Genomic DNA, 21,740 nt, shown 5'->3' with positions numbered 1-21,740 from the left:
AATTCCTTCTCAAGAGTTGTCTTCAATTTGTACCGGAAGTTCCAGGCTTACGCCACTCTGGAGAAGGAAAAGTCCGTTTAATCGATATTCTCCCCCAGCCCGGCATTAATCAACGCCTGCAAATTGACCATTTCCGCCGCTTTTCCGGCGGGCAGGCGCAGGATTATCTCATCCCCGCGGCTGACGCCGAGGCCGAGGAGCTTCATTAAACTGCCCGCATTGACGAAGCGCTCCGGATGCCGCGTATGGGCAATCTCCACCGGGAAATCCAGTGCCTTAACGGTTTTGACTAACTGCGCCGCAGGGCGGGCATGCAGGCCGCTAGGGTTGCGAATGCGAATATGTGCTTGTAGATAATTCACGATAAGACTCCTCGATCAGGCGCATTTTTGTGCCAGTCGCTGTAAATTCTCCAGGCTGATGGCCAGGCTATCAAGCGGGTTGCCAGGGCAGATATCCTGTTCAACGGCGTAATATTCAACGCCGTAGCGCTCACCCCATTGCAGGATGGGCAGGAAATCAATACTTCCGCGGCCAATTTCGGCCAGCGATTCCGGGTAGCCGAGTGCCGGGTCGGCATAGATATCCTTCAGATGCAGGATAGGAATGCGGTAGGGGTATTTTTCGATGCAGCTAAGCGGATCGAACCCGGCATATTTGACCCAATAAGTATCAATTTCTGGATACAGACAGCGGTTATTCTCTGGTGCCATCAGATAGTCATGGGCGACGAGCCCATCCACCTGCGACTGAAACTCAAACTCGTGATTGTGGTAACCGACGCGCCAGCCGAGCTTCGCGAGCTTATCGGCGACGCCCAGCAGCTGTGATTTAATCTCCCGGTAGCCCGACTCATTCTGTCGCTCCGGTTCGAGATAATGGCAAAACATGGTCTTCGTGCCGAACAGCAGCCCTTCGTAAACCACCGCATCCAGGTCATTGACCATTCTCTGCGGACTGATATGCATTCCGGCGACCTTCAGATTGGTTTCGCGCAAGATATCTTTGACTTCCTCCGCACTGTGCCCACGCAGGCCATCTATTTGCACCGCTTTCCAGCCCATCTTTTTGACTTCGCGTAGTGTTCCGGCGAAATCCTCGGTGAGCGCGTGGCGTAAGGTATAGAGCTGTACGGCAAATTTTCCGCAGTTCATGCTTTGTCTCCTGTTTCCAGCCAGTTAAGTTCCTCTGTCGTTAGCGTTAACGCCGCCGCGCGCAGGCAATCCGCTAATTCAGCGGGGGTTTCAGGGCCGATGATTGCCGCGCAGGGGAAGGGGCGGGCCAGCACCCAGGCCAGGGCGATATTGATGGCGTTGACGTTTTTACGCTGCGCCAGTTGCTGAGCGCGGCTCAATCGTTGCCAGTTGTCATCAAAGCAAAAGGCGTCGACCATCTCTTGTTCCTGCGGCAGCCGGTTTGGACCGTACAGCCCGGAAAAAAAGCCTCCGGCTTGCGATGACCAGGCAATCAGCGGGAGCTGCGTTTGCTGATGCCACTGCTGCATCTGTGGGGCGGCGCTAACACACCCTGGCCAACGGGGGACCCGGCTTTGCGCAAGGCTTAACTGCGGACTGTTAAAGCTCAATGGCGTAAGTCCGTGGCGCGCAATAAAATTCTGCGCTTCGGTGATCCTCGCCTGAGACCAGTTTGACACGCCGATGGCGCGGATCCTGCCCTTAAGGACATGTTCATGCAGGCAGGACATTAACGATGAAACGTCGACGCTGGGATCGTCCCGATGCAGGGCGTACAGGTCGATATAATTCGTCTGCAGTTGTTCAAGGCTGGTGAAGATGTCTTCATCGATGGCGGGTGGAGTGATGCGCGAACGTTCGGGCTCCTCGCGCGTGGGGTGACCGCCTTTGGTGGCTATCCGCACCTGCTCGCGTAGGCCGCGTTGTGCAATCCAGTCGCCTACTACCGTCTCGCTGGCGCGGTAGTGGCGTGCAACATCAAACGTGTTACCGCCAGCGGCGAAGAAGGCGTCCAGCAGGGCAAAAGCTTCCTCCCGGCGATCCTTACATAAGCAGTTCGCCGAGCCCAGCACCAGTTGGCTACAGGAGAAGGTGAACGGTTTGCCATCGTTCCAGCCGCGCAGCGCTATTTGTTTCATCGTATCGCCTCCTGAGAAATATCGGCGTGAGGAAGTGCCCTGTCCGTCCAGAAGGTCGTTTGCGGTAAATCACGCAGCAGGCTGGCGGGGAAATGTGGGCCAACAGGCGTGTTGATAAACCGTTCAGCGATGTCAGTTTTGTGATCACCAGTGATCATCAGCAAAATTTGTCGCGCCGTGCGCAGTTGCTGAATGCCCAGAGTGATGCCCTGTGTGACCGGCTGCGGACGGTTGAAGTATTTCGGGGCGATGGTGCGGGTGACCTCATCCAGCGGTTCGATATGGCTGTTTTGCTCGCCATTGACGCCCGGTTCGTTGAAACCGATATGACCATTCATGCCCACCCCAAGCACCACCAGATCCAGACCGCCATGGGCGGCGATGACCGCGTCGATTCTTCGGCATTCATTTTGCAAATCCGCCGCTTGACCGTCAAAGAACACGATCTGTTCGTTCCTTAACGCCAGAGGCTGAAATAACTCATCGCTCAGCGTTTGCAGGCAGCTGCCGACGTCCTCGCGGCCAAGGCCGATCCACTCATCAAGGCTGACAAAGCGGCAGCGGCTAAAATCCGCCAGGCCAGCCTGCTGTGCGGCGACGCAGGCGCGAAACACGGGCAGCGTGGTTTCTCCCCCCGCCAGACATAACAGGCTATCGGGCCGCTCCTGTAGCTGTGCCGCGATGCGTAAGCTGATGGCTTGTGCCAGTTGATCCGCCGTGTCTTGGTGATAAATATGCATACTCAGGTCCTTATTTCTCAATCAAAAATCCAGGTCCAGGCTGTCGAAGGCTGCCTGACGGCTATCCTGCTGCTGCGTTTTCTGCAGCAGGCTGCGTTCGTAAAGCCGAAAGAAGGGGTAGTAGACGAGGGTGGCGATGCCGAGGATGGCAAATCCCAGAATAACCGCGCGCCAGTCCATGGTTGAGAGGTACTGCGCCAGCGGAATAGGTGTTGCGCCGACGTTGGTGACCGGCGGGCGAACCCAACCCCAATGGAAGATGTACCAGCTCATGACGCCAATCGTTGGCGTACCCAGCACAAAGGGAATAAAGAACCAGGGATTCCAGGCGACGGGCAGGCCAAACACCACCGGTTCGGAGATAGTAAAAATAGCCGGGACCACGGCGGCTTTACCGACGGCGCGTAGCTCCTGCGAACGGCTGCGTAACGATAAAATGACCAATGCGCCAGTGATGCCTGAGCCGGAAAAGCCGAGGAAATAATCCCAGAAATTCGGCGCAAACACGTGTGGGATCGGCGCACCCGCGGCGAATGCAGCCGCATTTTCAGCCAGGTACTGGGTCATAAAGGGCAGTACCACGCCGACGATAATGGCGTAGCCGTTCAGGCCGATAAACCAGAAAATCATCTCCAGAAACGAGATCAGAAAGACGGCCTGCGGGGTATCGATGCTGTTGAAGGCCGGGGCCAGCAGGCTCATCAGCACCTGCGGCAGGATCAACCCTCCGGACAGATTAGCGACCACCCCATGCACGATGGTTGCGGCGATCAGCGAAACCAGCAGTGGGATAATCGATTCAAATGTTTGTGCGATACCTGCGGGCAGGCCGTTGATGCGAATGGTGATGCGCTTGCGAATAAAGAGCGCCATCAGCTCAACGGTGCCGAGCGAGGCGATCAGCGCGACGAATAATCCTCGTGAATCGAGGTAATCCGTCACCATTTTGCCGTCGACGATGCTCACGTTCAGCATCAGGGTCGCCATCATCGAACCGGTGATCGCGGGCAGGATCGGGACCTGCATTTGCTGGGCGTGATGCCAGGCTACCGAGGCGGCACAATAAATAGACAGCAGGCCAAAGGTAAACTGAAAAGGGAGGCTAATCAGGTCGTTGTAATGGTTGAACCACAGGTGGACGGCACTATCCTGAGGGAACATGCCGCCAATTCCCATTAACATCAGCGAGATGGAGCCGACCATTAATACCGCCATCAGCGCGATCATGCCATTTTTGATGGAGGAGATATGCCGCTGCCTCTCTATACGGGCTGCAACCGGCGTGAGCCAATGCTCCAGCCAGGTGATAAAGGAATTTGCCCGGCTCATGGATTTGTCTCCTGACCCAGGCGCAGCAGAATGGCGGTTTTCAGAATATTGCCGCCGTTTACGGTGCCGTAATCCCGGACGTCGATAACCCCAATCGGCCGCTGGTGCTCACGGCAAATAGCTTCCAGTTCCGCCAGGCGGTGTTTGATTTGCGGCCCCAGCAGCACGACGTCAAACTCGCTGATTTTCTCGACCAGTAATCCAGCCGGATGGGCCTCAATATTGATCTTAATGGCGCGTAACTTTTCGCTATCGGCGGCGATCGCGCGCATTTTACTCACCATGACGCCGGTAGACGCGCCCAGGTTACAAACCAGCAGAATATTAAGATGCGTTAACGTTGAAAGATTCATCGCGGGCTCCGTTTAGGTGCTGATAGATTTCGATAAATTCCTGGAAAAGGGTGTGTGCCAGCAGGGCATTCATTAGCGAATCCTGTGCGTGGGTGAGTAGAGTGGAATAGCTTGCGCAGGCACCTTCGCTTTCGGCGACCAGTAAACGCGTATGCGAATTGTGGCCTTCATTCAGGCTTGCGTTGGCCTCCTGCATCAAGCGGGTGGCTTCAGAAAACTGCTGTGCCTTGCTGCACGCCAGCGCCTGATGCATTTTGCTAAGCGCATCACCGGCGCAGGCAATAATCTGGAAACTGATCTCTTCGGTATCGATGGTCGAGGTATTCACGGTGCCTCCTTTATTGCGGTATTTGTTCAAACATTCAAACATCCGAATGTTTGAACAAGATAGAGAATCGGGTATACTGGCGTCCATAGGCTTGATCACATTTTCATCAAAAAGTGGGTGTTAATTCAGCATGCGATGAGTGTGGATCTCTGGCATAACGAAATTCGATAATTAAAACGTGTGGGCGGGAGAGGAACGTGGACGAACTGGAAAGTGCTAACCCATTGTATGTTCAAATAGCTCTGGATCTGAAAGGACGGATAGAACGCGGGGAGTTTAGAGTGGGCGACATGCTGCCCAGCGAAGGTGAGCTGGTGGGGCAGTATAGCGGCGGGCGGGCGACGCTGCGGGCGGCCGTAGAGATGCTGGCGGAAAGAGGGTATGTGGTAAAAAAACAGGGGGTCGGGACGCGCGTCACCTGTCCGCCGATTGAAGCCCGACGCCATCAGCCGCTGAGTTTTTCGGAGAATATGGCCCAGCATAGCCTGAAAGCCAGTACCTCTATCCTCACGTTTACGCAGCAGCTGGCGAATGCTGAACAGCAGCAAAAGCTGCATCTTTCGGCCAGTGATTTAGTGATATTTATGGTGCGTCTGCGCTTTACTAATAGTCTTCCTGCGCTGTATGAAGAGACCTGTCTGCCGTTGGCGCTGTTTCCAGATTTACAGCGTGAGGAAGTGGAAACGACGGGACTGTATAACGTGCTGGGAGAACGATTTTACTTGCTGAGCATCGCGGCGCAGGAGAGCTATTTCCCCTGCTTGCCGGAGGCGGATATGGCTAAGAAGCTGGATATCTCTTCCGGCCAGCCCTGCATGCGCGTTGAGCGTCTGGCATCCCGGCGCAAAGATAACGTTCCGTTTGAATTTACGCGAGGATGGGCCAATAGCGAGCGCTACCCGCTGACGTTTCGTTTCGTCAGTGGATAAACGCCCGCAGCCGCGAGTTAACGCAGCCAGTTGGTTTTCGCCAGATCGAGTACTTCGTCACCGCGTCCGCTGATAATCGCCCGCAGCATATACAGGCTGAAGCCTTTGGCCTGCTCCAGCTTGATTTGCGGCGGGATCGCCAGCTCTTCTTTGGCGACGACCACATCCACCAGCACTGGACCGTCGGTGCTGAAGGCGGTTTGCAGCGCTTCGTCAACGTCCGCCGCGTTTTCTACACGAATGCCTTTGATACCGCAGGCTTCGGCGATGCGGGCAAAGTTGGTGTCGTGCAGCTCGGTACCGTCGGTGAGATAGCCTCCGGCTTTCATCTCCATGGCCACGAAGCCGAGAATGCTGTTATTGAAGATGATAATTTTCACCGGCAGCTTCATCTGCGCCAGCGAGAGAAAATCCCCCATCAGCATACTAAAGCCGCCGTCGCCGCACATCGCGACCACCTGACGTTCCGGAGCCGTGGCTTTCGCACCGATGGCCTGCGGCATGGCGTTGGCCATTGATCCATGGTTGAACGAACCCAGCAGGCGGCGTTTACCGTTCATCTTCAGATAACGTGCGGCCCAGACGGTTGGCGTACCGACGTCGCAGGTAAAAATGGCGTCGTCATCGGCAAAGTGGCTAATCTGCTGCGCCAGGTACTGCGGGTGGATGGTTTTCTCGCTGGGCTTCGCCAGATCATCAAGCCCTTTACGCGCATCGCGATAGTGTTCCAGCGCCTTATCGAGGAACTTGCGGTCGGTTTTCTCTTCCAGATGCGGTAGTAGCGCCCTGAGGGTGGATTTAATATCGCCGACCAGCGCCATATCGACTTTGCTATGCGCGCCAATGCTGCCCGGATTAATGTCGATCTGAATGATTTTGGCGTCAGTCGGATAGAAGGCGCGATAGGGGAATTGGGTGCCGAGCAGCACCAGAGTATCGGCGTTCATCATGGTGTGGAAACCGGAGGAGAAGCCGATCAGCCCGGTCATGCCGACATCGTAGGGGTTGTCGTATTCCACATGCTCTTTCCCGCGCAGGGCGTGGACGATGGGGGCTTTTAGCTTCGCGGCGAACTCCACCAGCTCTTTATGCGCGCCGGCGCAGCCGCTGCCGCACATCAGGGCGATATTGCTTGAGTAGCGCAGCAACTGGGCCAGCTTTTTGAGTTCTTCTTCCTGCGGGGTAACTTCTGGCAGCGGCGCGTGATACCAGTGGCTACTGGCGCTTTCTGGCGCGGCTTTTAGCGCCACGTCGCCAGGCAGCACCACGACCGATACGCCGCGGTTAATTACCGCCTTGCGCATGGCGATAGCCAGCACCTGCGGGATTTGCTCCGGGGAGGAGACCAGCTCGCAGTAGTGGCTGCATTCGCGGAATAACTCCTGTGGGTGGGTTTCCTGGAAATAACCGCTGCCGATTTCGCTGGATGGAATATGGGCGGCGATTGCCAGCACCGGAACGTGATTGCGATGGCAGTCGAAAAGACCGTTAATCAGGTGCAGGTTGCCCGGCCCGCAGGAACCGGCGCACACTGCCAGCTCGCCGGTCAGCTGCGCTTCCGCTCCGGCGGCGAAGGCGGCAACTTCTTCATGGCGCGTGGGCATCCAGTCAATGGTTCCCATCCGGTTCAGGCTGTCGCTTAAACCATTGAGAGAATCTCCGGTAACGCCCCAAATACGCTTAACGCCAGCCTGTTCAAGAGTTTTAGCAATATATGCCGCCACGGTCTGTTTCATGGTTCTCCATCTCCTTTTTGTGATAACGCTTACAAGCTTAGATGAATCTGGCCGTTACGCTCGCTGCTGCCCCTTAATTTCAGCTGGTTTCATTAGGCGAAAATTCCGATAATGTGTGTACACATAAAGTGGTAAACAGGAATCATTTCAAATGGTTAAATCGCTGTTAAATTCAGTTAATAAAATGCTATCCCATGACGACTTCGGCAAACTCTTGTTACGACTTGCCGTCGGCGGGCTAATGCTGTTTCACGGGTTGCATAAGTTATTTGATGGCGTAGGGGGAATCAGCAACATGCTGGTGGCAAAAGGATTGCCGGGTTTTATCGCTTATGGCGTATTAGTGGGCGAGGTGGTTGCACCTTGTCTGTTGATTCTGGGAATTCTGACGCGTCCGGCGGCGCTGGTGCTGGCGTTTACAATGATCGTCGCCTGGCTGATGGCCGGGACGGGCAAAACCTTCGCGCTGGACGCGGTAGGGGCCTGGGCCATTGAGAGTCTGGTCTATTTCTTTATCGGCGCGCTGGCGGTGGCGTTTCTGGGCGCGGGGCGTTACGCCGTGGCCGGAAATTCGGCCTGGCGGTAGGTTCGGCTGAGTTATTCCCTCACCCTGGCTGCGTCTCGTATGCCAGGGTTTTTATTTATTATTTATAAACAATTAGTTAGAGTTATTTGGTTGGAGTTCGCTGCCGTACAGGCAGCTTAGAAACGTTGAGTTTCGGGAGCCGCGGTTTTGACGTTGTTCACTGCCGTACAGGCAGCATTAGCCAATGCAATGACAAACCATTGTGCTCGCATCTTTGCCGGATGGCGGCTAGCGCCTTATCCGGCCTACAAAAACAAGCAATATCAAAATATTATGCATTACCTGTAGGCCCGCGCAAGCGAAGCGCCGCCGGGCAATTTCAAAAGAGCGCACAGGTGTTAGTCGTTTAGAAGGGAAAATGCTACCCGACGGTTCGCCGGGTAGCGTGGGCACTATCGTTAACGTGAATAATCAAGCCAGGACTAAATCGCCCTGTGGGTGACAGGAGCAGGCCAGCACATAGCCATCGGCAACTTCCGCATCGGTCAGCGTCATGGTGCTGCTGACCGTATACTCACCGGAAACAACTTTCGTTTTGCAGCAGCCGCAAACGCCCGCGCGACAGGCAACGGTCACCGGAACCTTATTACTCTCCAGCGCATCCAGCAGCGTGGTGCCAACCGGCGCATAGAACTCTTTCGCTGGCTGAAGCTTGGTGAACTTCAGGCCGCTGGTGGCGGCTTCGGCTACTGGCGTAAAGAACTGCTCTTTAAAGAAGCGCGTCACGCCAAGCGCTTTCACTTCTTTTTCGACCAGCTCCATATACGGTGCCGGGCCGCAGGTCATTACGGTACGTGAGGTTAAATCCGGCACGCTTTGCAGTAGCTCAGTGGTTAGTCGACCGGGAACAAAGCCGTGGGTTGCGTTGTTTTCCGCCACCAGAGTGACCGGATACTGACGCCATTCGTCGGCAAAAATCACATCCTGCGGCGAACGCACGTTGAAGATCACCTGCACATCGGCCTGTGGGCGGTACTTCGCCAACCAGCGGCGCATTGACATAATCGGCGTTACGCCGCAGCCGGCAGCCAGCATCAGGAACTTGTCTTCTGCTTTACCCTCACAGGTGAATTCACCCATCGCATCAGACAGCCAGATATAGTCGCCGCGCTTCACGTCTCGGGTTAGCCACTGCGAACCGGCACCCTCGTCAATCCGGCGAACGGTCAGCGTAATGTACTCGCTAACGCCCGGCGTTGAAGAGAGGGTGTAAGCACGCAGGGTTTCCGCCGAGTTACGCACGCTGACCAGCGCATACTGTCCGGCGCGATACGGGTAGTAATCGTGGCACAGTAACGAAATTGTCCAGACGTCCGGCGTCTCCTGGTGAACGTGATGGACCTGCATCCGCCATGGGCACTGATTGGTTGGCAAAGTCATGCTAATACTCCTTATGCGCTCAGCAACTGCTTCATGTCTTCTTCAACGGTGGTCACGGAACGCAGACCAAATTTCTCGTTGAGAACTGCCAGCAGGTCCGGAGTGAAGAAGCCAGGCGCAGTCGGGCCGGTGACGATGTTTTTTACGCCCAGGGACAGCAGGGTCAGCAGAATGACGATTGCTTTCTGTTCAAACCAGGAGAGCACCAGAGACAGCGGCAGGTCATTCACGCCGCAGCCCAGTTTTTCCGCCAGGGTGACCGCCAGGATAATGGCCGAATAAGCATCGTTACACTGACCGGCATCCACCAGACGCGGCAGGCCTTCGATGTCGCCGAAATCCAGTTTGTTGAAACGGTATTTACCGCATGCCAGGGTCAGGATCAGACAGTCGTCCGGTACGCTGGTGGCGAAGTCGGTGAAGTAATTACGTTCACCGCGCGCGCCGTCGCAACCGCCGACGAGGAAGATATGACGCAGTTTTTCACGGCTCACCAGGTCAATCAGCGTATCAGCAGCGCCCAGCAGAGTTTGACGACCGAAACCGACGGTTATCAGATGCGGGATTTCGCTATACGGGAAACCTGCCATCTGCTGCGCCTGGGCGATAACCGGCGCGAAGTCATCGCCTTCCAGGTGGCTTACGTCCGGCCAGCCGACGATGCTGCGGGTCCAGATACGGTCATCGTACGCGCCAACGGTTGGGTCGATGATGCAGTTAGAGGTCATCACGATAGGGCCAGGGAAACGAGCGAATTCCACCTGCTGGTTCTGCCAGCCGCTGCCGTAGTTACCGATCAGATGTTTGAATTTACGCAGTTCCGGGTAACCGTGCGCTGGCAGCATTTCACCGTGGGTGTAGACGTTAACGCCGGTGCCTTCGGTTTGTACCAACAGGTTGTACAAGTCTTTCAGGTCGTGGCCGGAGATCAGGATGCATTTACCTTCGGTCGCTTTGACGTTGACCTGAGTTGGCGTCGGGTGGCCGTATTTGGTGGTTTCACCCGCGTCCAGAATGCTCATCACTTTGAAGTTCATCTGGCCGATTTCCATTGAGCACTCCAGCAGAGCGTTCATATCGGAAGGCCAGGTGCCCAGCCACGCCATAATCTTGTGGTACTGGGCGTAGATATCGTTGTCGTACTGCCCGAGAACGTGCGCGTGCTCCATGTAAGCTGCCGCGCCTTTCAGGCCGTACAGGCACAGCAGGCGCAGGCCGAGAATGTTCTCGCCAATCGCCGCTTTGTCTTTATTTGGGGTAAATTCTGTCGCCTGACGCTGCAGGTCGCCCAGATCGTCGCTGACCAGCTGCAGGTCGGCCATTGGGTTGGTGACCACGGCGTTGGCATCAATGTTCAGACACTGGGCTTTAAGCGCGTCGCGCATGGCAATAGCTTCACGAGCGTAGCCAACGATACGCGGGGAGTCGAAGTTAACGTTGGTCAGCGTGGAGAAGAAGGCACGCGGCGCAAAGTTATCAATTTCATGGTCGATGATGCCGTATTCACGAGCTTTAACCGCCCATGCGGACAGGCCTTGCAGGGAAGCAATCAGCAGATCCTGCAGATCGGACGTTTCGGCTGTTTTCCCGCACATACCCTGCGCGTAAGAGCAGCCGTTCCCTGCCGGGGTACGGATGGTTTGTTCACATTGCACACAAAACATGGTCACACCTTTTTTAAAGTTATATTTAATATACATGTTTAAGGTTATGCCCGAGCGAGCGTAGAGAAAAGGTATTTCTGATACAACTTGCAGGGATATTGATTTAGCGCAAAATTGGCGGTAGAGACCTACCGCCAGAGGAGTATTAAGCGGAGAACAATGCCATCAAAATAGGCACCAGCAGGCTGAGGATAAAGCCGTGAACAATCGCCGCCGGGACGATTTCCACGCCGCCGGAACGCTGTAATACCGGCAACGTAAAGTCCATTGATGTCGCGCCGCACAGACCTAACGCTGTTGAACGACTACGGCGAACGAGGCCGGGAATAAGCATAATGGCCAGCAGCTCTCGGGCGAGATCGTTAAAGAACGCGGCGCTGCCAATTACCGGCCCGTAGGATTCGGTCAGCAGGATCCCGGAGAGGGAATACCAGCCGAATCCGGAAGCCATTGCCAGACCAGTTTTCAGCGGCAGGTCGAGAATAAAGGCGTTGATGACGCCGCCCAATAATGAGCTGACCATCACCACTACCGCGACAATCATGCCGCGACGATTAAGCACAATTTGCCGCAGCGTCATTCCATTATTTCGTAGCTGAATGCCGATGAGGAATAAAAGGAAGATCAGCGTATATTCGCTGGCCTCGGTGGCATGTTGTAAAAAAGACAAGCCGCTCAGACCGATGAGAAAACCAACCAGCACAACGCCGCACAGTTGAAGGGATTCCAGAGCCATGGCGATACGCGAGGGTAATTTTTCCTGGCGATGCTTATTTTGCCACGGCATTTTCTGCTCCAGCCACATCAGGGCTGCAATATTGCACAGCATAATAATGACCACGCTGACCGCCGCATAATGCAGGATCGCCAGCAGGTTGCTGGCCAGATTATCGAGAAAGGCGAGGCTAATCCCCATGAAAAAGAGGATAACGTAGACAATCCAGCTCAGAAGTCGTGTGATAAGTTTAAGGGCGGACGGCTGATGGAGAGGAATAAGGTAGCCTACGACCAACGGCAGTAGAATGATGAGTAATCCCGAAAACATGAACGACATGGTCCTTGCAGAATGAAAATAGCGTCACTGACACTACCCAAATCCCCGGACTGAGTAAAGTAGTCGAAAGAAAGAAAGGCCCGACAATGCCGGGCCTGGGGGGGAAATTAATTGCGTTTTTCCAGCAGGGTGCGATAGAGCACGCCGCCGAGGATGCCGCCAATAATCGGCATGACCCAGAATAACCACAGCTGCTGCAATGCCCAACCGCCCTGGAAAATAGCCACCGCGGTGCTACGCGCCGGGTTAACGGAGGTATTGGTAACTGGAATACTGATCAGGTGAATTAAGGTCAGCGCCAGACCAATAGCGATAGGTGCAAATCCAGCCGGTGCATTTTTATCTGTCGCGCCGTGAATAACCAGCAGGAAACCGCAGGTCAGGACAATCTCAATAACAATGGCGGAAAGCATTGAGAAACCGCCTGGAGAATGTTCGCCGTAACCGTTAGACGCGAATCCGCTGGCGGCGGCGTCAAAGCCGGCTTTACCGCTGGCGACAACATACAGAATAGCTGCGGCGATAATACCGCCGACAACCTGGGCGATAATATAACCAATAACGTCTTTGGCCGGAAAACGGCCACCGGCCCATAACCCTAAAGTCACCGCCGGGTTAAAGTGCCCGCCGGAAATATGACCGACGGCATACGCCATGGTTAATACGGTTAAACCGAAGGCCAGTGCGACACCGGCAAAACCAATTCCCAGCTCCGGGAATGCTGCAGCCAAAACAGCGCTACCGCAACCACCGAACACCAGCCAGAATGTACCAAAGCATTCTGCTGCTAATTTTCTAAACATAACCACCTCAATAAAAAACATAAACAAGCACGAACTATCGTGCCGGCCTTTATTTATCGACACAAAGAATCACGATTAAAATAAAGCGTCGCTATTCTAGGGACGATTGCCATCCGGGGACTAGTTAAATAAATTGATGTAATTTGATTTAGAACAAGGTGATGGTATTCCTTTTGCCATGATGAATTCTTAAAAGTGTAGAGCAAAAATGACTAAAATAACGACTTTAGGTGATGAATTATTTTCTGAATTTCGTGAAATATAAGAGGTGATGTCCAAAATTTAAGCGCCAGGCCATCAAAACCCGTTTACACCCGCTGTGTCATGTTTCCCTTTGCCTCGCTATACCCTAAATAATTCGAGTTGCAGGAAGGCGGCGACGCAGGGAATCCCCAGGAGCTTACTGAAGTAAGTGACTGGGGTGAGCGAGGAAAGCCAACGTACATGCAACTTGAAGTATGACGGGTATATACTGTTGATTACTGAAGGAGAAAATGGCCACCGAGCGGAGGATATATGCATCTTGAGCGCGTCGAAATTGTCGGTTTTCGCGGTATCAATCGCTTATCGTTGATGCTTGAGCAAAACAACGTACTGATTGGCGAAAACGCATGGGGTAAATCGAGCCTGCTGGATGCTCTGACGCTGCTCTTGTCGCCGGAGTTTGACCTCTACCATTTTGTCCGCGAGGATTTTTGGTTTCCGCCTGGAGATGTTCTGGGGCGCGAGCGTCACCTGCATATCATTCTGACTTTCCGTGAAAATGAACCAGGTCGCCATCGTGTTCGGCGCTATCGACCCCTAAGCGACTGCTGGGTACCCTGCGATGATGGTTATCAGCGGGTTTTCTATCGCCTGGAAGGGGAGCTTGCCGATGATGATAGCGTCATGACCCTGCGTAGCTTTATTAACGGCGAAGGGGAAGCGCTGGATCTGGACGATATCGATGAGCTGGCCCGTCACCTGGTACGACTGATGCCGGTGCTGCGCCTGCGTGACGCGCGTTTTATGCGGCGGATCCATAACGACACCGTACCGCATTCGCCGCAGATTGAGATTACCGCTCGCCAGCTTGATTTTCTCTCTCGTGAACTGGTTCATCATCCGCAAAATTTAACCGATGGCCAGATACGTCAGGGCCTCTCGGCGATGGTGCAGTTACTGGAACACTATTTCGCCGAGCAAAGCAGCGCGCAATCGCGTAACCGCTTGATGCGTCGATATTCACATGATGAACAGCGCAGTTGGCGCTATCTGGATATTATCAACCGCATGATCGACAAACCTGGTGGCCGCAGCCATCGGGTGATTTTGCTGGGTTTGTTTTCTACCCTATTGCAGGCCAAAGGCACGGTAAGACTCGATCGTGACGCGCGACCATTGCTGTTGGTTGAGGACCCGGAAACCCGTTTGCACCCCATTATGCTGTCCGTCGCCTGGCATTTGCTGAATTTGCTACCGTTGCAGCGGATAACTACCACTAATTCCGGCGAACTGCTGTCGCTAACGCCCGTCGAGCACGTCTGTCGTCTGGTGCGCGAGTCCTCCCGGGTATCCGCCTGGCGGCTTGGCCCAGGCGGAATGAATGCCGAAGACAGTCGGCGCATCGCGTTTCATATCCGTTTTAATCGTTCCTCGTCGCTGTTTGCCCGCTGCTGGCTGCTGGTGGAAGGGGAGACGGAAACCTGGGTTATCAACGAGCTGGCCCGCCAGTGTGGTCATCACTTTGATGCGGAAGGCGTCAAGGTCATTGAGTTTGCCCAGTCTGGGTTAAAACCGCTAATCAAATTCGCCCGGCGAATGGGAATTGAGTGGCATGTATTGGTAGATGGTGATGAAGCTGGGAAGAAATATGCCGCGACGGTTCGTGGGCTGCTGAACGACGACAGGACTCTTGAGCGCGATCATTTGACGACGTTACCGGCGATGGATATGGAACATTTTATGTATCGCCAGGGGTTTGATAACGTTTATCACCGGGTGGCGCAGTTGCCGATGAATATTCCTATGAACATGCGGCGGGTGATAACCAAAGCTATTCATCGTTCGTCAAAACCAGATCTGGCGATTGAAGTGGCAATGGATGCCGGGCGTCGCGGCGTTGATGCCATCCCTGCGCTGCTGAAAAAAATGTTCTCCCGCGTACTGTGGCTGGCTCGTGGGCGGGCAGATTAACCTGTTTTATCGGTGCCGGGCATCCGTCCGGCACTCCCTTCTTCTTACCTTTGCTTCAACTCCAGTTAAACAAAAATTAAGCACAGCTAAAAATGAGAGTTATGTTGTTTGCAGGTTTCGATAGAATCGTCGTCTGGATCTGCGGGTTAAAACATCGGGAATTTTTATGAGATTAAATGGAAAGCGCAGGAAAGTCTGGTGGCTGCTGGCGATAGTCGTGCTGGCCCTCGCTGTCTGGGGATGGCGAATACTGAATGCGCCGTTGCCGCAGTATCAAACGCTGGTGGTACGTAAAGGCGATCTGCAGCAGAGCGTACTGGCGACGGGTAAGCTGGATGCGTTACAAAAAGTCGACGTTGGGGCGCAGGTGAGCGGACAGCTACAAACTCTGCGCGTCGAAATTGGCGACAAAGTGAAAAAAGATCAGCTGTTGGGGGTTATCGACCCGGAGCAGGCGCAAAATCAGATTAAAGAGGTTGAGGCGACGCTGATGGAGCTACGGGCACAGCTGAATCAGGCGCGGGCTGAACGTAAGCTCTCTGAAGTCACTCTGGGACGCCAGCAGCAGTTAGCGCAACGGCAGCTGGTTTCACGCCAGGACCTGGATACCGCAGCGACTGATTTAGCGGTAAAAGAGGCGCAAATCGGCACGATTGAAGCGCAAATCAAGCGCAATCAGGCAACGCTGGATACGGCGAAAACTAACCTCGACTACACTAAAATTCTGGCGCCGATGTCCGGTGAAGTGACGCAAATCACCACTCTACAAGGGCAGACGGTTATCGCCGCCCAGCAGGCGCCGAATATTTTGACTCTCGCAGACCTCAGCACCATGCTGGTGAAAGCGCAGGTTTCCGAAGCGGATGTGATTCATCTTAAGCCAGGACAAAAGGCTTGGTTTACCGTGCTCGGCGACCCGCTAACTCGCTATGAAGGAACGCTGAAGGATATTCTTCCGACCCCGGAAAAGGTCAATGACGCCATTTTCTATTATGCCCGTTTCGAAGTGCCGAACCCGCAGGGCATTCTGCGCCTGGAGATGACCGCCCAGGTACATATCCAGCTCTCTGAAGTGAAAAACGTGATCACGATTCCCCTCAGTGCGCTGGGTGATGCCATCGGCGATAACCGCTATCACGTGCGTCTGTTGCGAAACGGCGAAGCCAAAGAGCGCGAAATTGTTATTGGCGCGCGTAATGACACCGATGTAGCGGTGGTAAAAGGGCTGGAAGAGGGTGATGAAGTGATTATCGGCGAAGGCGCGGCTGGAGCGGCGAAATGACGGCGCTGCTGGAGCTGCGTGATATTCGCCGCAGCTATCCATCCGGGGACGGCAGCGTCGATGTGCTAAAAGGTATCACGTTGAGCATTGCCGCCGGAGAGATGGTGGCGATCGTCGGGGCATCCGGGTCTGGTAAATCCACGCTGATGAATATTCTGGGCTGTCTGGATAAGCCCACCAGCGGCACTTACCAGGTGGCGGGGACGGATGTCGCCCGTCTTAACGGCGATGAACTGGCGCGTCTGCGGCGGGAGCATTTTGGCTTTATCTTCCAGCGTTATCATCTGTTATCACATCTGACGGCGGCACAGAACGTGGAGGTCCCGGCAGTCTATGCCGGAGCGGAGCGTAAAGCGCGGCTTGCCCGGGCTCATGAGCTACTGGTGCGGCTGGGGCTTGGCGACAGGGCCGAATATCAGCCTTCACAGCTTTCCGGTGGCCAGCAGCAGCGAGTGAGTATTGCTCGCGCCTTAATGAACGGCGGCGAAGTGATCCTGGCGGATGAACCTACCGGCGCCCTGGACAGTCGTTCAGGTGAAGAAGTCATGGGGATCCTTCACCAGTTGAAAGCGCAGGGACATACGGTGATTATCGTCACCCATGACCCGCAGGTGGCGGCGCAGGCGGAGCGGGTTATCGAAATCCACGATGGCGAAATCGTGCGTAATCCTCCCGCCCTGGGCACAACGCAAGGCGGCGCTTTGCGCCAGCGCACAGCGGCTGAGCCTTCGGCATGGCGTCAGTTCAGCAGCGGCTTTCGCGAAGCGCTGGTGATGGCCTGGCGGGCGATGGCGGCGAATAAAATGCGCACCCTGCTGACGATGCTCGGGATCATCATCGGCATTGCGTCAGTCGTGTCTATTGTGGTGGTAGGCGATGCGGCCAAGCAGATGGTGCTGGCGGATATTCGCGCTATTGGTACGAATACCATTGATGTTTATCCCGGCAAGGATTTTGGTGATGACGATCCCCGCTATCAGCAAGCGCTGAAGTACGATGACCTGCTGGCGATTCAGAAACAGCCGTGGGTCAGCTCGGCGACGCCAGCGGTATCAAAAAGCCTACGTCTGCGGGCAAACAATATTGACGTCGCCGCCAGCGCAGAGGGCGTGGGAGCGCAGTATTTTAACGTCTACGGCATGACCTTTAGCGAAGGTAACACCTTCAATGAGCTGCAGTTAAATAGCCGTGCGCAGGTAGTGGTGCTTGATAGTAATGCGCGTCGACAGCTGTTTCCGCATAAAGCTCAGGTGGTTGGTGAAGTCATTCTGGTGGGAAATATGCCCGCGACGGTGATTGGCGTCGCAGCAGAAAAACAGTCGATGTTTGGCAGCAGTAAAATTTTGCGCGTTTGGTTGCCTTATACCACAATGGCTGGCCGGGTCATGGGGCAGTCCTGGCTAAACTCAATCACCGTGCGCCTGCGGGATGGTTATGACAGCACGATTGCAGAGCAGCAGTTATTGCGTTTACTGGAGCTCCGCCACGGCAAAAAAGATGTATTCACCTGGAATATGGACAACATCTTGAAAACCGCAGAACGGACCACACATACATTACAGCTGTTTCTGACGCTGGTGGCGGTGATTGCGCTGGTGGTCGGCGGGATTGGTGTGATGAACATCATGCTGGTCTCGGTGACTGAACGCACGAGAGAAATTGGCATCCGTATGGCGGTCGGGGCGCGAGCCAGTGATGTGCTGCAACAATTTTTGATTGAGGCGGTGCTGGTTTGCCTGGTCGGCGGCGCGCTGGGCGTGACGCTATCATTGCTGATAGCCTTTGTGCTGCAACTGTTTTTACCCGGCTGGGAGATTGGTTTCTCACCGCTGGCGTTATTAACCGCATTTTTATGTTCAACGCTGACCGGGGTTTTATTTGGCTGGCTACCGGCGCGCAACGCCGCGCGACTGGATCCTGTTGATGCGCTGGCCCGCGAGTAGTGATAAAAAAATGCCAGTCAGAAGGACTGGCATTTTACTGGCGGGATGTACACAATGAAGCAAAAGAGTTATGCGGCCGTTTCCGTTTCTTCTACTTCTACAGGGACAATCACGCTGGCGTGATTACCTTTTGGCCCCTGGTGAACATCAAACCGAACGGCTTGTCCGGCTTTTAGCGTTCTGTAACCATCCATCTGGATGGTGGAGTAATGGGCGAAAATGTCTTCGCCGCCGCCCTCAGGGCAAATAAAACCGAACCCTTTGGCATTGTTGAACCACTTAACAGTACCCATTTCCATACTTCGACATCCTTCGTAAATCTTATAAGTAAGATGGAATGAACCGGTAGTGGAGTGACGAGTTGTTCATTTGCTCGCCAACTCTCGCCACTACAATTTAGAGAAATCAGGAAATGCGTCAAGCAATTGACGATGGGGGACGGTGAAAAATGCGTCAAAATTTGAAGCAGTTAACGCTATTGCCGGGGAATGTGACAGACATCGCGGATGGAAGTAATAGATGATAGTTATCTATGATCTATTGTAGATTTGTGATGTGCATAGCCTCTGGTCATCGACAGGCGGCCGCCTGTTGGCAACAGCAACCGATGATGAACACTGACGATGAGTAAGAGAGACTGGTTAGACTTCGATCAGCTAGTTGAGGACGAAGTTAAAGATGCGCTTAAACCGCCATCTATGTATAAAGTGATATTGGTCAATGATGACTACACTCCAATGGAGTTTGTTATTGACGTGTTACAAAAATTCTTTTCTTATGATGTTGAACGTGCAACGCAACTGATGCTAACAGTTCACTATCAAGGTAAAGCGATTTGCGGCGTGTTTACCGCAGAAGTCGCGGAAACCAAAGTTGCGATGGTGAGCGAATACGCGAGGGAGAACGAGCATCCGTTGTTGTGTACGCTAGAAAAAGCCTGAATTCAGGCAACGAAAATTGGGGGAGGTGCCTATGCTCAATCAAGAACTGGAACTCAGTTTAAACATGGCTTTCGCCAGAGCGCGCGAGCACCGTCATGAGTTCATGACCGTCGAGCACTTGTTGCTGGCGCTGCTTAGCAACCCTTCGGCCCGCGAAGCGCTTGAAGCGTGTTCCGTGGATCTGGTCGCGCTGCGTCAGGAACTTGAAGCCTTCATCGAACAGACCACACCCGTTCTGCCTGCAACGGAAGAAGAGCGCGATACTCAGCCGACGCTGAGCTTCCAGCGCGTGTTGCAGCGTGCCGTTTTCCATGTTCAGTCTTCTGGTCGTAGCGAAGTCACCGGCGCCAATGTGCTGGTTGCGATTTTCAGTGAACAGGAATCCCAGGCGGCATACCTGCTGCGTAAACATGAAGTCAGCCGACTTGATGTGGTGAACTTCATCTCTCACGGTACGCGTAAAGATGAGCCGAGCCAGTCTTCCGATAACAGCGGAAGCCAGCCCAGCAGCAGCGAAGAGCAAGCAGGCGGGGAGGATCGTATGGAAAACTTCACCACCAACCTCAATCAGCTTGCCCGCGTTGGCGGTATCGACCCGCTGATCGGTCGCGAGAAAGAGCTGGAACGCGCTATTCAGGTACTGTGCCGTCGTCGTAAAAACAACCCGCTGCTGGTGGGGGAATCCGGTGTCGGTAAAACAGCCATTGCCGAAGGGCTTGCCTGGCGTATCGTGCAGGGCGACGTACCGGAAGTGATGGCTGATTGCACTATCTACTCGCTGGATATCGGCTCGCTGCTGGCAGGCACCAAATACCGCGGCGATTTTGAAAAACGTTTCAAAGCGCTGCTTAAACAGTTGGAACAAGATACCAGCAGCATTCTGTTCATTGATGAAATCCACACCATTATCGGTGCTGGCGCCGCTTCTGGCGGGCAGGTCGATGCCGCTAACCTGATTAAGCCGCTGCTCTCCAGCGGTAAAATTCGGGTTATGGGGTCGACGACCTACCAGGAGTTCAGCAATATCTTTGAAAAAGATCGCGCGCTGGCGCGTCGTTTCCAGAAAATTGATATTACCGAACCTTCCGTGGAAGAGACGGTGCAGATTATCAACGGCCTGAAGCCGAAGTACGAAGCGCACCACGACGTGCGTTATACCGCGAAAGCGGTGCGTGCGGCGGTCGAGCTGGCGGTGAAATATATTAACGATCGTCATCTGCCGGATAAGGCAATTGACGTGATTGACGAAGCCGGTGCGCGTGCGCGCTTAATGCCGGTCAGTAAGCGTAAAAAAACGGTCAACGTCGCGGATATCGAATCCGTGGTGGCGCGCATTGCGCGTATTCCTGAGAAGAGCGTTTCCCGCAGCGATCGCGATACGCTGAAAAACCTCAGCGATCGTCTGAAAATGCTGGTCTTTGGCCAGGATAAGGCGATTGAAGCGTTAACCGAAGCCATCAAGATGGCGCGCGCCGGGCTGGGTCATGATCATAAACCTGTTGGTTCTTTCCTGTTCGCTGGGCCGACCGGGGTTGGGAAAACCGAGGTGACCGTGCAACTGGCGAAATCGCTGGGCATTGAACTGCTGCGTTTTGATATGTCCGAATATATGGAACGTCACACCGTCAGCCGTTTAATTGGTGCGCCTCCGGGCTACGTTGGCTTCGATCAGGGCGGGCTGCTGACCGATGCGGTTATCAAACATCCGCACGCGGTGCTGCTGCTTGATGAAATCGAAAAAGCGCACCCGGACGTCTTTAACTTGCTGCTGCAGGTAATGGATAACGGGACGCTGACCGATAATAACGGTCGCAAAGCGGATTTCCGCAACGTGGTGCTGGTGATGACCACCAACGCCGGGGTGCGTGAAACCGAGCGTAAATCCATTGGCCTTATCCATCAGGACAATAGCCCGGATGCGATGGATGAGATTAAGAAGATCTTTACGCCGGAGTTCCGCAACCGTCTCGACAACATTATCTGGTTCGATCACCTGTCTACGACGGTTATTCATCAGGTGGTGGATAAGTTTATCGTCGAGCTGCAGGTTCAGCTGGATCAGAAAGGCGTGTCTTTGGAAGTCAGCCAGGAAGCTCGCGATTGGCTGGCAGAGAAAGGCTACGACCGGGCCATGGGCGCACGTCCAATGGCGCGGGTGATTCAGGACAACCTGAAGAAACCGCTGGCCAACGAGCTGCTGTTTGGCTCATTGGTTGACGGCGGCCAGGTGACCGTTGAGCTGGATAAAGAGAAAAATGCGTTGACCTACGAGTTCCAGAGTGCGCAGAAGCACAAACCGGAAGCGGCGCATTAACATGCTCTTGTGTTAAACACGGGAAACCGGCCTCAGGGCCGGTTTTTTGCTATCGTCGTCCACTACCGCT

At 54.4% G+C, this 21,740-nt stretch carries 20 protein-coding genes; 7 read left to right on the top strand and 13 right to left on the bottom strand.

All coding sequences use genetic code 11. From position 1 onward, the window contains the following. Positions 1–77 precede the first annotated feature (77 nt). Genes HV213_RS18810 through HV213_RS18780 form a run of 7 tightly spaced genes read right to left on the bottom strand, consistent with a single transcriptional unit; the run spans position 78 to position 4,863 of the window. Positions 78–362 (bottom strand): HPr family phosphocarrier protein, encoded by a 285-nt coding sequence (locus HV213_RS18810; RefSeq protein ID WP_181482868.1) that lies wholly within the window; start codon positions 360–362, stop codon positions 78–80. Positions 363–377: 15 nt separating this feature from the next. After that, positions 378–1,154, bottom strand: coding sequence for a sugar phosphate isomerase/epimerase family protein (locus HV213_RS18805; protein ID WP_181482867.1), 777 nt, complete (start codon positions 1,152–1,154; stop codon positions 378–380). Further along, the gene (locus HV213_RS18800) at positions 1,151–2,113 is read right to left on the bottom strand and encodes an aldo/keto reductase (protein WP_181482866.1); all 963 of its coding nucleotides are present in this window, start codon (positions 2,111–2,113) and stop codon (positions 1,151–1,153) included. The genes HV213_RS18805 and HV213_RS18800 overlap by 4 nt, the downstream gene beginning before the upstream one ends. Further along, positions 2,110–2,853, bottom strand: a complete 744-nt coding sequence (locus tag HV213_RS18795) for a glucosamine-6-phosphate deaminase (RefSeq protein WP_181482865.1) — start codon at positions 2,851–2,853, stop codon at positions 2,110–2,112. Before HV213_RS18795 ends, HV213_RS18800 begins: the two co-directional genes overlap by 4 nt. 21 nt (positions 2,854–2,874) lie before the next feature. Continuing rightward, complete coding sequence (locus HV213_RS18790) at positions 2,875–4,182, bottom strand: PTS sugar transporter subunit IIC (protein WP_181482864.1); 1,308 nt, start codon at positions 4,180–4,182, stop codon at positions 2,875–2,877. Continuing rightward, entirely contained in the window at positions 4,179–4,535 is a 357-nt protein-coding gene (locus tag HV213_RS18785) for a PTS sugar transporter subunit IIB (protein WP_181482863.1), read from the bottom strand. The genes HV213_RS18790 and HV213_RS18785 overlap by 4 nt, the downstream gene beginning before the upstream one ends. Beyond that, positions 4,507–4,863, bottom strand: a complete 357-nt coding sequence (locus HV213_RS18780; protein ID WP_197975044.1) for a PTS lactose/cellobiose transporter subunit IIA — start codon at positions 4,861–4,863, stop codon at positions 4,507–4,509. The genes HV213_RS18785 and HV213_RS18780 overlap by 29 nt, the downstream gene beginning before the upstream one ends. Before the next feature lie 197 nt (positions 4,864–5,060). Between HV213_RS18780 and HV213_RS18775 the strand changes: the two genes are divergently transcribed. Then, complete coding sequence (locus HV213_RS18775) at positions 5,061–5,792, top strand: GntR family transcriptional regulator (RefSeq protein WP_181482862.1); 732 nt, start codon at positions 5,061–5,063, stop codon at positions 5,790–5,792. Positions 5,793–5,809: 17 nt separating this feature from the next. Here the strand turns inward: HV213_RS18775 and poxB are convergent, their stop codons facing one another. Beyond that, positions 5,810–7,528, bottom strand: coding sequence for a ubiquinone-dependent pyruvate dehydrogenase (poxB, locus tag HV213_RS18770; protein WP_181482861.1), 1,719 nt, complete (start codon positions 7,526–7,528; stop codon positions 5,810–5,812). A gap of 151 nt (positions 7,529–7,679) precedes the next feature. On the opposite strand from poxB, the gene HV213_RS18765 reads away from it, so the two are divergent. Further along, positions 7,680–8,114, top strand: coding sequence for a DoxX family protein (locus HV213_RS18765; RefSeq protein WP_181482860.1), 435 nt, complete (start codon positions 7,680–7,682; stop codon positions 8,112–8,114). A 411-nt stretch (positions 8,115–8,525) separates the two neighbouring features. Here HV213_RS18765 and hcr read toward each other — a convergent pair whose 3' ends face one another. The 4 genes from hcr to aqpZ form a co-directional block, all read right to left on the bottom strand. Next, positions 8,526–9,494 (bottom strand): NADH oxidoreductase, encoded by a 969-nt coding sequence (hcr, locus tag HV213_RS18760; RefSeq protein ID WP_181482859.1) that lies wholly within the window; start codon positions 9,492–9,494, stop codon positions 8,526–8,528. A gap of 11 nt (positions 9,495–9,505) precedes the next feature. Further along, on the bottom strand, positions 9,506–11,158 hold the full coding sequence (hcp, locus tag HV213_RS18755; protein ID WP_181482858.1) for a hydroxylamine reductase: 1,653 nt from the start codon (positions 11,156–11,158) through the stop codon (positions 9,506–9,508). A 145-nt stretch (positions 11,159–11,303) separates the two neighbouring features. Further along, positions 11,304–12,203, bottom strand: a complete 900-nt coding sequence (locus tag HV213_RS18750; protein WP_110275227.1) for a LysO family transporter — start codon at positions 12,201–12,203, stop codon at positions 11,304–11,306. A 116-nt stretch (positions 12,204–12,319) separates the two neighbouring features. Further along, the gene (gene aqpZ / locus HV213_RS18745; RefSeq protein WP_181482857.1) at positions 12,320–13,015 is read right to left on the bottom strand and encodes an aquaporin Z; all 696 of its coding nucleotides are present in this window, start codon (positions 13,013–13,015) and stop codon (positions 12,320–12,322) included. A gap of 516 nt (positions 13,016–13,531) precedes the next feature. Between aqpZ and HV213_RS18740 the strand changes: the two genes are divergently transcribed. From HV213_RS18740 to macB, 3 genes are all read left to right on the top strand, one after another. Beyond that, positions 13,532–15,190: an ATP-dependent endonuclease gene (locus HV213_RS18740; RefSeq protein ID WP_181482856.1), complete on the top strand. Its 1,659-nt coding sequence runs from the start codon at positions 13,532–13,534 to the stop codon at positions 15,188–15,190. Positions 15,191–15,356: 166 nt separating this feature from the next. Continuing rightward, positions 15,357–16,472 (top strand): macrolide transporter subunit MacA, encoded by a 1,116-nt coding sequence (gene macA, locus HV213_RS18735; RefSeq protein WP_181482855.1) that lies wholly within the window; start codon positions 15,357–15,359, stop codon positions 16,470–16,472. Beyond that, the gene (gene macB / locus HV213_RS18730; RefSeq protein ID WP_181482854.1) at positions 16,469–18,415 is read left to right on the top strand and encodes a macrolide ABC transporter ATP-binding protein/permease MacB; all 1,947 of its coding nucleotides are present in this window, start codon (positions 16,469–16,471) and stop codon (positions 18,413–18,415) included. Before macA ends, macB begins: the two co-directional genes overlap by 4 nt. Before the next feature lie 68 nt (positions 18,416–18,483). On the opposite strand, the gene cspD is transcribed toward macB, so the two are convergent. Further along, positions 18,484–18,714 (bottom strand): cold shock-like protein CspD, encoded by a 231-nt coding sequence (gene cspD / locus HV213_RS18725; RefSeq protein WP_110275216.1) that lies wholly within the window; start codon positions 18,712–18,714, stop codon positions 18,484–18,486. A 324-nt stretch (positions 18,715–19,038) separates the two neighbouring features. Between cspD and clpS the strand changes: the two genes are divergently transcribed. Together clpS and clpA are read left to right on the top strand one after the other, a co-directional pair. Beyond that, positions 19,039–19,356: an ATP-dependent Clp protease adapter ClpS gene (clpS, locus tag HV213_RS18720; protein WP_112214662.1), complete on the top strand. Its 318-nt coding sequence runs from the start codon at positions 19,039–19,041 to the stop codon at positions 19,354–19,356. Positions 19,357–19,387: 31 nt separating this feature from the next. Then, complete coding sequence (gene clpA, locus HV213_RS18715) at positions 19,388–21,670, top strand: ATP-dependent Clp protease ATP-binding subunit ClpA (protein WP_181482853.1); 2,283 nt, start codon at positions 19,388–19,390, stop codon at positions 21,668–21,670. Positions 21,671–21,740 lie beyond the last annotated feature (70 nt).

It is taken from the genome of Klebsiella sp. RHBSTW-00484, assembly GCF_013705725.1.
In the GTDB taxonomy this organism is placed as follows: domain Bacteria; phylum Pseudomonadota; class Gammaproteobacteria; order Enterobacterales; family Enterobacteriaceae; genus Klebsiella.
This window is presented reverse-complemented; position numbering and strand designations above follow the sequence as displayed.

Bases quoted from the DNA above. Each gene is read 5' to 3' on its own strand.
- HV213_RS18805 (WP_181482867.1), bottom strand. From the start codon at position 1,154: ATGAACTGCGGAAAATTTGCCGTACAGCTCTATACCTTACGCCACGCG.
- HV213_RS18800 (WP_181482866.1), bottom strand. From the start codon at position 2,113: ATGAAACAAATAGCGCTGCGCGGCTGGAACGATGGCAAACCGTTCACC.
- HV213_RS18795 (WP_181482865.1), bottom strand. From the start codon at position 2,853: ATGCATATTTATCACCAAGACACGGCGGATCAACTGGCACAAGCCATC.
- HV213_RS18790 (WP_181482864.1), bottom strand. From the start codon at position 4,182: ATGAGCCGGGCAAATTCCTTTATCACCTGGCTGGAGCATTGGCTCACG.
- HV213_RS18785 (WP_181482863.1), bottom strand. From the start codon at position 4,535: ATGAATCTTTCAACGTTAACGCATCTTAATATTCTGCTGGTTTGTAAC.
- poxB (WP_181482861.1), bottom strand. From the start codon at position 7,528: ATGAAACAGACCGTGGCGGCATATATTGCTAAAACTCTTGAACAGGCT.
- HV213_RS18765 (WP_181482860.1), top strand. From the start codon at position 7,680: ATGGTTAAATCGCTGTTAAATTCAGTTAATAAAATGCTATCCCATGAC.
- hcr (WP_181482859.1), bottom strand. From the start codon at position 9,494: ATGACTTTGCCAACCAATCAGTGCCCATGGCGGATGCAGGTCCATCAC.
- hcp (WP_181482858.1), bottom strand. From the start codon at position 11,158: ATGTTTTGTGTGCAATGTGAACAAACCATCCGTACCCCGGCAGGGAAC.
- HV213_RS18750 (WP_110275227.1), bottom strand. From the start codon at position 12,203: ATGTTTTCGGGATTACTCATCATTCTACTGCCGTTGGTCGTAGGCTAC.
- aqpZ (WP_181482857.1), bottom strand. From the start codon at position 13,015: ATGTTTAGAAAATTAGCAGCAGAATGCTTTGGTACATTCTGGCTGGTG.
- HV213_RS18740 (WP_181482856.1), top strand. From the start codon at position 13,532: ATGCATCTTGAGCGCGTCGAAATTGTCGGTTTTCGCGGTATCAATCGC.
- macA (WP_181482855.1), top strand. From the start codon at position 15,357: ATGAGATTAAATGGAAAGCGCAGGAAAGTCTGGTGGCTGCTGGCGATA.
- macB (WP_181482854.1), top strand. From the start codon at position 16,469: ATGACGGCGCTGCTGGAGCTGCGTGATATTCGCCGCAGCTATCCATCC.
- cspD (WP_110275216.1), bottom strand. From the start codon at position 18,714: ATGGAAATGGGTACTGTTAAGTGGTTCAACAATGCCAAAGGGTTCGGT.
- clpS (WP_112214662.1), top strand. From the start codon at position 19,039: ATGAGTAAGAGAGACTGGTTAGACTTCGATCAGCTAGTTGAGGACGAA.
- clpA (WP_181482853.1), top strand. From the start codon at position 19,388: ATGCTCAATCAAGAACTGGAACTCAGTTTAAACATGGCTTTCGCCAGA.